The sequence below is a fragment of the Jannaschia sp. R86511 genome (assembly GCF_042466345.1).
Classification (GTDB): domain Bacteria; phylum Actinomycetota; class Actinomycetes; order Actinomycetales; family JBBAYJ01; genus Aquipuribacter.
On record NZ_JAXHCD010000001.1, the window covers coordinates 3,920,207 to 3,934,230 of the forward strand.

General features: G+C 72.1%; 10 protein-coding genes. 6 read left to right on the forward strand and 4 right to left on the reverse strand.

Annotation, left to right across the window (positions count from 1 at the left end; genetic code table 11):
• The first annotated feature begins 62 nt into the window (after window positions 1-62).
• The 3 genes from SJY06_RS18300 (at window position 63) to SJY06_RS18310 (ending at window position 2,548) form a co-directional block, all read left to right on the forward strand.
• The gene (locus SJY06_RS18300) at window positions 63-920 is read left to right on the forward strand and encodes a hypothetical protein (protein ID WP_380168963.1); all 858 of its coding nucleotides are present in this window, start codon (window positions 63-65) and stop codon (window positions 918-920) included.
• Window positions 921-1,172: 252 nt separating this feature from the next.
• On the forward strand, window positions 1,173-1,712 hold the full coding sequence (locus tag SJY06_RS18305) for a hypothetical protein (protein ID WP_380168964.1): 540 nt from the start codon (window positions 1,173-1,175) through the stop codon (window positions 1,710-1,712).
• Window positions 1,713-1,795: 83 nt separating this feature from the next.
• Window positions 1,796-2,548, forward strand: coding sequence for a hypothetical protein (locus tag SJY06_RS18310; RefSeq protein ID WP_380168965.1), 753 nt, complete (start codon window positions 1,796-1,798; stop codon window positions 2,546-2,548).
• 744 nt (window positions 2,549-3,292) lie between these two features.
• On the opposite strand, the gene SJY06_RS18315 is transcribed toward SJY06_RS18310, so the two are convergent.
• Window positions 3,293-3,895: a hypothetical protein gene (locus tag SJY06_RS18315; protein ID WP_380168966.1), complete on the reverse strand. Its 603-nt coding sequence runs from the start codon at window positions 3,893-3,895 to the stop codon at window positions 3,293-3,295.
• Between the two features lie 1,080 nt (window positions 3,896-4,975).
• On the opposite strand from SJY06_RS18315, the gene SJY06_RS18320 reads away from it, so the two are divergent.
• Window positions 4,976-6,445: a hypothetical protein gene (locus tag SJY06_RS18320; protein ID WP_380168967.1), complete on the forward strand. Its 1,470-nt coding sequence runs from the start codon at window positions 4,976-4,978 to the stop codon at window positions 6,443-6,445.
• 87 nt (window positions 6,446-6,532) lie between these two features.
• Window positions 6,533-6,832, forward strand: a complete 300-nt coding sequence (locus SJY06_RS18325) for a hypothetical protein (protein ID WP_380168968.1) — start codon at window positions 6,533-6,535, stop codon at window positions 6,830-6,832.
• 256 nt (window positions 6,833-7,088) lie between these two features.
• Here SJY06_RS18325 and SJY06_RS18330 read toward each other — a convergent pair whose 3' ends face one another.
• Both SJY06_RS18330 and SJY06_RS18335 read right to left on the reverse strand, forming a co-directional pair.
• Entirely contained in the window at window positions 7,089-7,256 is a 168-nt protein-coding gene (locus SJY06_RS18330; protein WP_380168969.1) for a hypothetical protein, read from the reverse strand.
• An 84-nt stretch (window positions 7,257-7,340) separates the two neighbouring features.
• Window positions 7,341-10,832: a hypothetical protein gene (locus tag SJY06_RS18335; protein ID WP_380168970.1), complete on the reverse strand. Its 3,492-nt coding sequence runs from the start codon at window positions 10,830-10,832 to the stop codon at window positions 7,341-7,343.
• A 179-nt stretch (window positions 10,833-11,011) separates the two neighbouring features.
• Between SJY06_RS18335 and SJY06_RS18340 the strand changes: the two genes are divergently transcribed.
• Window positions 11,012-11,140, forward strand: coding sequence for a hypothetical protein (locus SJY06_RS18340; RefSeq protein WP_380168971.1), 129 nt, complete (start codon window positions 11,012-11,014; stop codon window positions 11,138-11,140).
• 36 nt (window positions 11,141-11,176) lie between these two features.
• Here the strand turns inward: SJY06_RS18340 and SJY06_RS18345 are convergent, their stop codons facing one another.
• Window positions 11,177-13,990, reverse strand: coding sequence for a DUF4365 domain-containing protein (locus SJY06_RS18345; protein WP_380168972.1), 2,814 nt, complete (start codon window positions 13,988-13,990; stop codon window positions 11,177-11,179).
• Window positions 13,991-14,024 lie beyond the last annotated feature (34 nt).

Consider the following 14,024-nt stretch of genomic DNA (forward strand, 5'->3'; position numbering starts at 1 on the left):
CGGCGGTCACGATGGACGCGTCGCAGAGAGCGACAGATCCAACACGAAGGGTCATAACTCCCATGTCCATCAAGCACGCTCGTTCCCGTCAGCGTCAGCAGCAGCAGACGCGCGCCAAGCAGCAGGTCCGCCGGCAGCAGCGAGATGCCGCGAGAGGGCGTCAGACGCCGCCCCGCGCACGGTCCGGCTCCGCGCCTTCCAGCACCGCCGACCACGTGCACCGCTGCGCCTGCCCGGGCGGGTGCAATCCGGCGTACCTGGCCGCCCTCGCACCCCGCGTCAGCGGCGTCGGTGAGCCCGCGCCCACGATCGACCGCCCCGTCAACCCCGTGGTGCTGCTCCTGCAGACCGTCGAGGGCACGGCCTCCCTGCTGCACGTCGAGGCCATCACCGAGTACACGGCGAAGCTGGACCCCGACCTCACGACGGACGCCTGCATCGGCCTGTGGCAGCTCCTGAACCACCTCATGGCGGCCATGACGGACTTCACCGGGGGTCTCGTCTGGCGCACCGTCGACGCCATCGGCACGGCCGTCCCACTGACGGACGGTGAGGCTCGGTTCATGGCCAACTGCCTCGCCGCGGCGATGCAGAACGCCACCGCCTGCGACACGCACCGGCGCGCATACCTGGACACGGCCGACTGGGAGGGCCTCGACTTCGGGCAGCAGGCCAAGGCCTTCGTCATCCTGCTGAACACCTTGCTCATGTCGTTCTCGCACCCCGCCGAGATCATCCGGGTCGGGTTCGACGGGTTCGACGGGTTCGACGGGTTCGACGGGTTCGACGGGTTCGACGGGTTCGACGGGTTCGACGGGTTCGACGGGTTCGACGGGTTCGACGGGTTCGACGGGTTCGACGGGTTCGACGGGTTCGACGGGTTCGACGGGTTCGACGGGTTCGACGGGTTCGACGCCTGACGCTGCCCCGGGCGGCGGAGAGCAACCTCGCGAACCGCGGCCTTGCCCGGCGGCCCGTCTACCTGGCCCCAGGGCAGACGTGCAACCCGTCGACGTCGTGACCGACTCCTAGCCGCGGTCTCGTGCCACGTCGACCACGCCCATGGGGCGTCCGGGATCGAGGCGGAGTCGGTGCCGGAACCCGTGCCGTGGAGGCGGTGGCGCTCGCACCGTCTGGCCGACGGACGAGGTTCGGTCCCACGGTTCCAACCGATGTCCGACGTAGCCGGCGACCACGCAGCTATGGTCCGCTGCGTGAGGGGCAGGGGTGCGGGCTTCGATGAGAGGCTCGTCGCTGCTCTCCTCGACGGAACCGCCGGTCTGCGGCTCGTGCAGCCGCTGACGTGGCGGGAGGGCCCTACCTGTGTCTACGCCATCGCGGCGCTGGCCTCGTCCAGTGGCCGCGCTCTCGACCTGAGAGCCCAGGTGTGCGAGGTGAGTTGGAGCGTCAGCATCCTCGACCGCGTCTCGGGGACCCGGCTGGTGTCCCTCTGCGGCACGAGAGGCCACCTGAACCGTCGCGACGGGCGGCGGTGGCCGGGCGCGCACCTGCACGTGTGGACCGCGGAGTACGGAGACAACGACGCCCGGGCCGTCTCCTGGCGCGTGCCGGATGCTGTCAGCCGGGAGACCTACCGTGACGTTGTCGAGGGGTTCTGCGAGGCTCTCCTCATCACCCGCGACGCGAAGTACGGCTGGACCGAACCACCTCAGGAGACACCCGCTACGACGACCGACGGGAGCGTGACATGAGCGTCTGCGATCAGCTCGGGGAGACTCTCCGCAGCCTCAGCGACTCATGGGCGTGCGAGCCGCTCCCCGGTCGTGACACCGCGGTGCTCGTCCTCACCGGCCGGTACTACGCCGACGGAGACCAGGTGTCGGTGATCGTCGAGCCCGGCGAGGGGCACTTCATGATCCGTGACGCCGGGGCGGCCGGTCGGCTCGACCTCGCCGGTGCGAGTGTCGAGACCAACCGCCAGGTGCAGCAGTACTGGGAGGCCATCGTCGACGACTACGGCTGCCTCACGGTCGGCGGGCGGGTCTACCTCCACGCCGAACCACAGCGTCTCGAGGTGGCGCTCCTGCAGATGGCCGACGCGCTCCTCGCCCTCGACAGCGTCAGGCATCTCGCCCCACCCGGCCGCGGGGACCGGTTCGACCAGCAGGTACGGCGCTGGCTCGTGGGGGAGGTGGGCATCCCGGTACGGGAAGACCGGATCGTCCGGACGATCACCGGCGCTTCGCGCCGCGTCACCGCCATCCTCGACCCGCCCCAGGCTCGCCCCGTCGTCGTCATGGCCGCACAGCGGGGGAAGGCGGCAACGCCGCTGGAGCATGCCTACTTCGTACTCGACCAGCTCAGCGTCGACCAGTGGCCACTCCGCCAGCGGATGACCGTGCTCGGCGGCCCGTCGCACCTCTGGAGAGAGTCCGACCGGCTCGCCCTCTCCAAGGTCGGCTACGTGGCGAGCCGCGAGCAGGCCGTCACCGTTGGTCGAGTCGCTCGGGGAGAGCTCAGGCCCGCCTCGCTCGACCTCCTCGACTTCGACCCGCTCCAGCCGCGTCTCGACGACGCCCAGCCGTAGCAGCCCGCAGACCCGGCATCAGGTGCACCCCTCCCACTGCTTCTAACGTGGGTGGCGCGGCAAGAGGTGGGAGGGCACCGCGACCGTCGGGGGCTCCTGGCAGGTCGTGTCAGGTGCCCCGCCGGGGCCACCCTCGGGACGTCAGGTCGGCCCGCCGGCCTGAGGATCAGCCCGAGTGGTTCCGTCCGTAGCGGCCCGGGGTCGGACACCCAGCCGTCGTCGACGCTGGTGACGACCGTCCGCGTCCAGGCGAAGGGCGTCCCCGCGACCACGACGTCACCAGGGCGCGGTCCTGCCCCTGGTGGGACCGGGGCCAAGACCAGGCCGTCGTCGTCGACGAAGTTGAGGTCAGCAGGCAGGTCGATCTCCACGCGGTGCTCCTCTCGTGCGCCGCGGTCGACGCGGCGTTCGCGCTCTCGAGACTGCGGTGCCGTACGGGGTCGTGGACCACGCTGCTGGTCGTCGTCGTTGTGGTCACCAACGGCCAACGACCGGAGGGGGTTGGCCGCCCGGGTGAGCCCCACCACCCCGTCGGCCGTTGGCGAGTGTCCTGGAACGCTCACCCTCACGCCGTTGCCCGCCCGTCCGCCCCGCAGGTGCACACGCGCCGGCGAGGCGGCCCGTCTGGGGCTCGCGTCACCTGAGGTGACCAGCATCTGATCTACGAACGTCCGCCCCGATCTCGGGCGCGCAATGGTCTGCCCGACTTTCTCAGCGACTGGCCCGATCAGTGCCCGCCCCGCCTCACCGCGCCGTCCCCACCGGCCACCCGACCGACTCGAGGGCGGTATCACACGCGCTCAGCACCCCTTGCACGCTGCCGGCCGCCACGACCAGCCGCAGGGTGGCGGCGACGATCCACCTCTCGTCGTCTGGGAAGGGCAGGTGGGCGGCGGCCATGGCCCACAGCGAGCGGCCGCGGACGGTCTCCCGCTCCGGCGTGGGCAGGGTGCAGGCCTGCACGTGACGGGTCAGCCGCTCGTGATCACCGGCGGACATCGTCATGGCCTTTCCTGGGCGCTCGTGGGCGAGCCAGGCCAACACCTCCTCGACGGCCGCCGGGCCGCTGACCTCACGCTCTGCCGCCACGAGGAGGTACGGCGCCACCGTCGGGCACGCCTCCCGGATCCGTGCCTCCACAACCGCGGCAGGGAGCCCACGGGTCCAGCGCACCCGCACCTGCAGGAAGGGTCCCACCGTCGTGACCTCGAGCACTTCGAAGTCGGCCAAGCCGGTGACGGCCCTTACGTGGTCGGCGACGCGCGTCGCGAGGCTGCCCGCCAGCACGACGTGCTGCAGAACGACAGGCCGGCGGCTGAGCGCGGCCGGCGTCCACCGCGCACTCACGCGTCGCTCCACCTCCTGTCCGAGCTCGTACGGGAGCAGGTCCGGGGCCACGACGAGAACCGGGCCGGGACGGGCCTCCACGACCGCACACGGCCCCCCGGGGGCACCCAGGGGCAACCCGGCCAGGACCGCGCGCACGGCAGCCGCGGACGGCGGACGTGAGCTGCGGGACGTGCAGGGGTGGGGGTTGTTCATGTCTCTCCCCTCTCGACGGAGACCAGCACTGTGCCCGGGCCGTCGGACACGACAGCCGGATCGATGTAGCCACCCGCTGTCGAAGGCCGGTGCAGCCCCGGTGGTCGGGGCGTCCCCTCTCACGCCGTCCGCGACGTCCAGGGCGCCCCAGGCGGGCACTTGACGACACGTGGTGCGACAGAGGTTGCAACTACCGCCGTAGGGCTCTTGGGGGACGCGGCCGCGCGCTGACAGGTGACGCGTGAGCCGTCTGGCTCCGTGCAGCACACCCCGTCCCGGGATGCGCGCGCACCAATTCCGAGGAGCCTCAGTGCACCCACAACCACCCCCCTTCGTCCCCACCGCTGGCCAGCCCAGCCCCACGACCCAGCCCCCTCAGCGGGCATCCTCCGCCCGGCTCTCGCATCCACCGCGCGCCGAGCACACCGATGCCGTCCTGTCGCGGCTTCCCGGTAGCCATCACGGCACACCGTGGCAGCGGCTGCTGCGCGAGCGGGCCCTCAGCGGGGTCCTGCTCGCCGACGTCCTGGCCCACCGTCACGGCGAGGTGGCGACGCAGATCTACCGGGTCCACATCCACCCCCAGGAGGAACAGCTTCGGGCTGACCGGGCCTGGACGGCCGCCGTGGAGGAGCAGCTGCTCCAGGTCGAGGCCGCCCGGGACCACGAACCCGGCCAAGGGCTGGGCTACGTCCGACCGTGGCCTTGCCTTCTGTGCCTGAGGGACGACGAGAGCCTCGGCCTGCCGGCCCCGACCCGGGCCCTGCCCCTGCCCCGGACCGGACGCACGTGGCAGCAGCTGCACCCGCTGCCCACGCGACACGGCAGTCACGGGTTCCAAACCGTGGCGCCCCTCCCCCGCCCTCGCCGGCACGAGGAGGACGCATGAGCGAGAACGACACCACCACGGATCACCACGCCACCGCCGCCCCGGGACCCACCAGGCGGGCGACCTCACCGGCCGCCGCAAGCTCGCCCCTCATCCCTAGCCAGACCGGCAAGCCCGACGTCCAGTCGGTACGCCTCGGAGACGAGGGCACGCTCCTCCTGATCGACACCTGGTCGACCCGCGACCCCGACGTCGTGGCCTCGGCCAGGACGGCCTCCGGGCGGGGCGAGCTCAGGGAGTGGCTCGACACGACCCTGCGTCTGGGGGTCGTGGCCCGTCACGCCGTGGGCGGCAGCGTCCTACGGGACGACGGTCGCGCGGTCATCGACGGCCTCGACCAGGCCGTCCGGACCCTCACCGCATCTCTCCAGCAGGAGGTCCGCGGCTCCATGGACCTCCTCGAGGCCCACGTCACCCAGACCGTCCACCCCGAGACCGGCCCGCTGGCTCTCAGCGTCCAGCAGGGCGTCGACCGACTCGCGACGGGGCTGGGCAGGATGTTCGGCGGGGAGACGGCCGAGGTGCCGGCCCTCATCCGGGCCACCACCGACCGTGTCCTCGCGGACCGGCTCGGCGGCGCCCTGGAGGGCATCCACCTCGCTCTCGGTCAGCACTCGGCCAGCCTGCGAGCCCTCAGCGAGCAGGAGCGCTCCGAGCTGGTCAGGAGCCTGGTCTCCGTCGTCGAGCGGCAGGACCGGGAGCTGCACGACGGGCTCCGTGAACTCCGACAAGCGCTGCACCAGCGGGAGCTGGCCGATGCCACCGCTGCCGCCGACGCCCAGGCCGAGGCCCGGGTGGGCAGCGGCAAGGGCGCCACCTACGAGGACGCCCTCGCCGTCGCCATCAGCGGCATCTCCCACGCCGCAGGGGATGGCCCCTCTGACGCCACCGGGAACATCTCGGCGCCCGGCGGCTCACGAGCCGGTGACGTCACGACAACGCTGACCAGTCTGGGCGAGCCCCACCGGATGCTCGTCTGGGAGGCCAAGGCCAGGCCTGGCCGGCCCCTGACCGCCAGCGCGTGGCGGACCGAGCTCTCCCGGGCTCGTACCAGTCGAGCCGGGCAGGCCCCCGCCGTCGCCATCGGCGTCACACCGACAGCCCAGCTCCCCGGCGCCGGCGCCACCGGCCCGATCCTCATGCTCAGCCCGACAAGCTTCGTCGTCGGGTGGGAGCCCGGGGACGACCCGTCGCTCCTGACGGGCGTCTACCACCTCGCCCGTCTGGCCGCCGCCCTCCAAGGCGGACCGACCGGAACCGGGGTCGACGTCACCGCCGTCGAACGAGGCCTGAAGGACCTCATGTTCCGCCTGCAGCCCCTGCAGACCCTCAGCGGTGAGGCGACAAAGATCACCCGCAGCGCCGCGAAGATCACCGACGCTGCCCAGCGCCTGCTCCAGGACCTCGAACAGGCCATCGCCGCCCTCCAGCGACACCTGGTCGACACGATCAGCACCTCCACCTAGACCCACCTGTGGTGCCCCAGCCAGCCGCTGGGGCACCACAGCCATGTCCACCCCCGGCAGCTCACGTGTCCACGGGGCAGGCACTCCATGGCGAAGTCCAGGTCGGCGTTCGCGATGCCGCGGCGCGCCCAGGTCGCCACCGTGTACCGCTCCGACCTGACGCGCGGCCCGGAGCGCTACGACCGGCGCGTCCGGGGCGAGGGCGAGGTCGCGCGCGTCCTACCGATCAGCGAGCACCACGCCGTGCGCATCCTCAAGGCCGGTGACCACCCGCAGCACGGCCGCAGCACGCGGCTGTTCGCTAACCCCGACACGGGTGGTCAATTAGCCCCGAACTACGTCGGCAGCCCCATCGGCCGCCATGTCGGCGGCATAGTCGGCGCATGACCTGCGGCGCGGTCCCAGCGGCCGTGAAGCTGGTGTGTACGACATCGCCCGACACAGACGCCCTGAACCCCCTGTACAGCGGGTTCAGGGCGCTCTCCTTGCGTGGTCACCGTCCCGGGCGGTGCAGACGCCGACCGGCGGTCTGACCGAGCCCGTGTCCTGACGTTCGCCTCAGATCCAGGTCGCAGGGTCCGTCCCGGACGCGCTCAGCCCCAGGTGTGCGCAGCCCCGCCCACCGGACAATGGACTCGGACCGTCATCCCGCCACCACCGTGTCAGGCAGGACGACCGGGACGAGCACGGCAGAGCCGTCCAGCAGCTGACGGAGGACGTCTTGGTCAGGGTCCGAGGCGAGGGCTTCGATCGTGTCGCGGTGCTGGCGCAGCAGGGCGTCGTAGGTGTCCAGGGCAGAGGTAGCAGCCATGCTCCTGACCGTTGGCGCGCGGCTCGACACCGCAAGCCCGGTGCGCGTTGACCTGCAACGGGGTCGTGGCCGGGACTGCGGGTGTCACCCCACGACTGCATCGTCACGCTGCTGGCGGCGGTCAGCGCGCCCGGCGGCGAGTAGGCAGTCGCGGGAGTGCCACCGCCGACCTGGGCCGTTCAGGGGGTCTCGTACGCGGTCGAGCATGCCGGGCCCCCGGCCTTCGTCGACCCGGCAGTCGGCGTAGCGGCACGGACGCCCAGGGGCGTCGATACGGTCTTCCGCGCGCGCCTGGCCACGTGCGACCCGTGCCTCGGCGATGGCACAGGCACGGGTGTGCCACCGCCGCCTGGCCGCCCCGGCGGTGACAGGCACGATCCCGGGACCCGAACCCTCGTCGACGTCGCAGTCCCGGTAACCGCACCGGCGGACCTCACGCGGCGCGAGCTCCTCCGGCACGGCTCGTCTGGCTCGGCAGTCCGGCCCGTGCCAGACCGCCGTGAGCTGCCCAGCGCCCACCGGCGTGGTGCCCTCCGGGTTGCTGGCGGCGACCGCACCCGGGTCGAGCCACTGCCACACGAGGCCGGCGCCGGCGCCGGCGTCGACACGGCATTCCTGGTAGGCGCAGGCGACCCACTGCCCGGCCAGTGCAGGGGTACGAGCGGCGACGGCCTGCACGTACCAGCTCGGGAACGCCACGGCGCTGTTCGCCGGTCGCAGGCACTTCTCGCACAGCGTGGCGGCACCGAGGCGATCCATCTCCGGGGTCAGGGCCACGTGCCGGTGCAGCCCGTTGCAGCGACCGTGGCCGGTGGCGTCGGGATGCGGGCAGCGGAGGGGCGTCAGTGCGCTGATGGGTCCCGGCGTTGCTCTGCCCTTCGTCTCGGACGGAGCCAGCGGGGACCGCGCCGGTCCGTGGGCCCGGGCCAGGACGGGGACGTCAACGCCCCGGGTGTGGTTCCGGCGGGCGGCGCCAAGAGCGAGCAGCTGCGTTCCGGTGAGACCGGAGGCGGATGCCAGGTGCTGCGGGGTCATCCCCTGGTGGGCGGTGACTGGGTGGGACAGGAGGACGGTCAACGCGCGGTGGCGAGCTCCGGGTGCGCGGAGCCAGACCCGGGGCCCGCTCTTCCGGCTCGTAGCGTCCCCGATGGAGTCATCTCCGTCGCCCTCGGTGGTTCCGGAGCCCTTCCCGGTGGCCGCGCTGCCAGCGGTCTCGGTGGTGAGGTAGGTGTCGACGATGAGCTGCAGGAACGGGGGGGAGACGTTGGCGTCGTCGGTGCCGCCGGACCACCTGTTCCACACGAGGCGTCGCAGCTCGGCCGGGGCGTCCAGCAGTGCGGGTGCGTACCCAGGCCGGAGGACGAGGCGCGCACCGGTCGATGTCGACTGCGTGTCGGGGATCCGGCGGGAGAGCACGTCGTCGATCCAGCGGCGCAGGTTGTCGCGCGTCGCGTGGCTGCGGGCCGCGGCCGCGGCCCCCTCCAGGGTCTGTCCGTCGCGCATGAACGCTCGCGTGAGGGCGAGGAGCCGGTCGGCCTTGCTCCGGTCGGGGATGCGCGACGGGAGGGTGAGCTGGTGCGGGACGTCCACCAGGGACCCGTCGGTCAGACGGAACCGGGCCGCGCCCGTCAGCCGGACGGCGAGGACGTCACCGTCGATCCGCTCGAAGCGCAGCCCGGGCTCTGCCAGGTACGCGCGGACTGCAGCGTTGAGCTCCACGGCCTGCGGACCGGACCCGAACGGCCCCCGCAGGGCGGCGACCAGTCCGGCGACGGTGCTGATGTCGAGCGCGGTGGTGTGCGGCCCCCCAGCGGTGGCGTCAGCGCCGGCGCGCTGGGCGGTTCCGTCGGCTGTCCTGCTGTGGCGCTCGACGCCCTCCGCGGCCGCGGCGATTCGCGAGCCGAGGGTGGCGGCTTCGTGGTGCAGCGCGCGGCCGCGGTCGTACTGCGCCAGGGCGGCTTCGTCCTCACCGCGGGCAGCGAGCAGGCCGGCAAGGCGCTCGGCCCCGTCCGCCTGCTCGGCCAGCTCCTGCATGCGGTTCCGGAGCTCGCGGTCCTCTCGCGCCCGGCGAGCCTGGCTGGGGCTCGTGGAAGGGGCGGGACGATGCACGCTCAGCGGTGCCAGGTCGGCGTCCGGGTGCTGGGTGAGCAGCCGGCGTACGGCACCGTCGAGGAAGTCCGCGACATGGGTGGCGAGCTCGTGGTCGAACCAGCTCGCCATGAGCGTGCTGTTCTCGAGGCGCAGGTCCGCTGGGGTGCCGTCCGCGCGCCGGGGGGCGACAGCGAGGTTTTGGGCACGCCAGTCGTAGCGGCCGGCGTGGCCGAGAACCTCATGGCGGGCACCAGGGGTCTGCCAGGCCATCACGCCGGCCATCGCACGCCTGTCGTGGTTCGTCGTGGCCCGTCCGGGAGAGTTCCGCCGCGGGCTGCCGGCCGGCCACCACTTCGCGGCCACCGCGTCGAGGTCGTCGTCGGTGAAGCCTCGCGGCCACTCCGGCAGGCCGAGCTGCACCTGGTAGCGGACGCTGCCGCGCTCGTCCCCGGGCCAGCGGGGCAGGAACTTGTGCCCGCCGGGCAGCGTCCACAGGCCCCCGCCGACCCCGATGCGCTCGTAGGCCAGCTCGCCGGTCCGGTAGGCCTGGAGCTTGCTCGGGTGCAGCGACAGCTTGGAGGCGGACCGGGGGTCTGCCAGGCGGTCGACCGGGACCCCGTGCTCGTCGACGCCGCGAGCGAGCAGGCCGGCCTCGCCCATCCGACGGGCCAGCTCGCGCCACGTCGTCACCGTGGGATCGAGCGCGGCGCGGACTAGGACCTGCACCTCCCACCACGTCTCCGGGTCGGGCTCAGGGTGGTGCTTGATGACCGACCGGGGGTGGTGGGACTCGTCGGTCGCGCGACGCCACGTCCCGTCGGGCATGGCCTCGTGCTGCCACCGGAAGCCGCGGGGCAGGCTCACCTGCGCGCCGCCGTGCAGCCCCACCCGGTACAGGTTCAGCTCACCGCCGGTGAGCCGGGTGACGGTGGTGGTCTTGGCCGAAGCGCCCTCCCAGGCGTACATCATCCAGCTGGTCTCGCTGTCAGGGGACAGGGTGTCCAGGGGACTCTTGCCCGCGATGCTGAAGACCGCCACCGCGGCGCGGGCGACGTTGAACAGCCGCCAGCCGAGCTCCTGATCGCGGATGAAACGGTCCGCGAAGGGGGCGAAAATCGTCGGTCGGTCCTCTGCGGGCAGATGGGGATCCAGGCCACGGAAGCCCTGGCTGAGGACCAGCTCGCTGACCACCGCGACGAAGGCGTTGGCGTCCTGACCCAGGTCTCGCTGGCTGGCACTGGCGTTGATCAGCAGCACCATGGTCTCTCCGTGCAGGGCGAGGACGCCGAGCTCACGGTTCGTCCCGGGGGCGTGGACGGTCTTCCAGCCCAGGGCCTCCCGTGCGTTCTGGCCGGCCGTCCCCCGGTCCATGACACCCGGCCGCTTCGCGTCCGCGTAGATCTGCGTCACTCCCGGCAGGTAGGCCAGAGGCGGGAGCGTCGTGTCCAGGTGCTCGATCAGGGAGGCCCGGGACCCCGTGGACACCCGGCCCAGGATGAGGTGCCGGTAGGTGCCCGCCGGGCAGAGGGCGCTACGAGGGTCAGGCGGAGTCGGGGTGCACACAGTCGTCATGGGGCGCACCGTGCGGGGCGTCACCCCTCGCGCAATGGTCCGAGGGACCGGCCGGGGACGTTCACGCCGCTGCGTCGCCACCGTGAGACCAGGTGCCCGGTCTCACAGTCGCGACTGCGGAGACGAACTTCGCGCAGGGCAACGGGTCGCAGAAGGCCTCCGCCCCGCCGTCGCCCCCCATCACCGACATGCCCTCCACCGGCGTGCGGCTCATCCGGTGACCATGGACGAGCCTGACGACATCGTGGCTTCAGCAGTCACGGCAATCCGTCGAAGGCAGCGCCACGGACCTTGTGGGAGGGGTGGTGGGCAAGCGGCCTCAGCAACCCCGCCGTGTCATCGTCTACCGTCCCGCTGCCCGCGCCCAACACCCTCGCCAGGGTCAGCGGGACCACCCGCCCACCATCGTCAACGGCCCGCCGCAGGGACTGACGGACGATGTCGCTCCGGTCACCCTCGGCCCAGCGACGGGCCATCCCATGAACGGCGGCAGCCCGCACGTCCGGATCGGAGGCCTGCGACAGGCACGCCAGGAGCTCCGCTCCGCCCTGCTGACCCACTGACCCGGCGAGGTGCGCAACGTCCGTGAGACGCCCCTCGCCGGCGCGGTCCAGGAGGTGCGTGAACAAGTCCTGGCGCTCTCCGGCATCGACCGCGTCCGATCCCGCGACCACGGCATGGTGCAGCAGCAGAGCGGCCCCGCGAACGTCTGGCGGCGGACCGCCACCGAAGAGGGCGTGTCCATCCAGAGGCGAGGGCGCGGCCCCCGCGGCGGCTCGGGCAGTCAGGACCAGCGCCGCCCGCACGTCCGACGGCAGATCGTCGGCGATGATCGCCAGGTACCGAAGCGCACGGTGCTTGTCGTCCGCCGCGACCCTCGGCTCAGCTAAGGCCTCCAGCACCGGTTCCCACGACGCCGCCTCGGGATGCCACCGGTTGATGAGCGCCAGGACGTAGACCTGGTCCACGCCCCCGCCGCTTCGGCTGTTGGCGCGTGCCCGCTGCACCGTCGCCTGGACTCGTGCCGTCAACACGTCCACGAGTCTGCGGGCGTCCTCCGTCTCGAGGGTGGTCACCGGTCCGACGGCAGACAGGGCGTCCGCATCACCGTCGATGGCACTACGCACCAAGGATTGACGCACGTCCTGGTCGTGTCGGGCGAGCAGACCCAGGAGCGGGGTGCGGAGCCTGGGGTGGTGGGAGGCACTGGCGCAGCGGCTGGCGCGGTCGTGGTCCCACACCTTGTCGGGCAGGGCGCCGGCCAGGTCCCGCCAAGCCTCCGCCAAGGACTGATCCTCGACGGGAGCCAGCTGAGCGAGGTGTTCTGCAGCAGCCTCCTGCACCTCCGGGCTGCTCGAGGGAACCACGGCGGTCAGCGCACGGATCCCTTCTCGGGTGAGCAGGAACCGGGGCGTGCACCTCTGACGGGTGGGCGCCTCGTTCCGGAGCAACTGCAGAAGGTCCGTGGCATGGCGGTCCGCCACCGCCGCAGCCAGGACGTCACCACCGATCTCGAGCAGCATCAGGTCCGCCTGCAGCGACGTAGCAGTCGACAGTCCGAGGTCCACCTTCTCGGCGCTGGCGGCCACGGCGAGGCAAGGACCGTCGCGCAGCAGCCTGCCGGCTACCATTTTCAGCTCCGCGGTACTACCTGACAGCCGCAGATCCGACAGGACGGTGACCGTGGTGTCGACGTCGCTGTCGCGGGTGAGCGTGACCGCCCGGTGTGCGGCGAGCAGCCCGGCGTAGTGCTGCCAGCCGTAGTGGTCCCCGGCGCCGCTGGCGGTCAGCATCACCGTGAAGAGCGGCACTTCCACGGGGTCCTCGAAGTGGTGCACCGTGCTGCCGTCACGAGACCACTGACGCAGGGTTCCTTCGAGCTGCGCCGTGAGCCCGTGGGCGAGGGTCTGGGATCGCCACCAGGCGGTCACGGTGTCCTGGTGGCGGATGACCTGCTCGACGTCGGTCTTGTGGAAGCTGGCCGTGCGGTAGACGAGGGACGTCGCCGCGGCGCTGATGGCCCCGGCCGTCACGTCGTGCGGGTGGGAGAGGCGCAGGCCGATGAGGTCATGCGCCAGCTGCCGGGCGTCCGAGACTTCTCCGTGGTCAGCCAAGGCTCGGGCCATCTGCATCCTCATCCAAGCGCGGTCGATGGGCGTCAGGCCCTCGACGTCGAGAAGGGGTGACAGGACGTCGGCGCCGGCCTCCGGGCGGCCCTCCTCCAGGTAGGCCATGGCAGAGGACACCGCGGCGGCCGCGAGACGTTCAGGTGTAGGCGCGCCTGGAAGCAACCGCAGGAGCAGGTCGGGCTCCCCCGTGGTCACGCGGTGGCGCAGGGCGGCGACGAAGCGCCAGTCCCAGTCCGGGTGGTCTCGCGCCTCCTCCATGGGTGGGACCGCTTCGCTCCGGTCCGCAGCGAACGCCAGGTCTCGTAGGCGTACCTGGGTGACTAGCGCCAGCGCCTGAACGGGGGTCAGGGCGTTGACCGACCGGTTGCGGTGGGGCGCGAGCAGACGAGGAGCGATCAGGGCGTGCCGCCAGGAGTCGACGGTAGCGATGCGCCGACCAGCGTCCCAGGCGCTGCCCTCCCATCCCCGGGCGGCCGGGGCGGCGCCTGCCACGCCAAGCAGCGCCGACGAGTCCGAGGGTGAGATCACCTGCTGTGCGGGGACCAGCATCTTCACGCCGCGGCCGGTGGACTCCACCGTCTCGGGCGTGACATGCACCCAGTAGGACCTGTGGTCGCCCGGATGGTGCAGGACGAGAAGAACGGAGTAGGCGCTTCGCAGCCAGTGGTCGACGTGCCGCCGGTCCTCGTCTGCCCACCACCACCCGGTCACATGGCCAGAGGCGTCCTGCTGGGGGCGCTGAAACCAGGATGTACCGGTCTTGACCTGCACCCCCACCATCTGCCCTAGGTCCACCCCGGTCTGCTCGCGCGGCTGCACGAAGAGGTCGATCCCGAGATCGTGCCGGTCGTTGTCGACGGCCCCCCAACCCAGCTGCTCGAACGCCAGCTTCACGGCAGTCTGACCCGCCGCGCCCATCACCTGACCCGGGGTCGCCCGCATGGGAACAGGACAGCAGACGCCCGGGACAGATTCG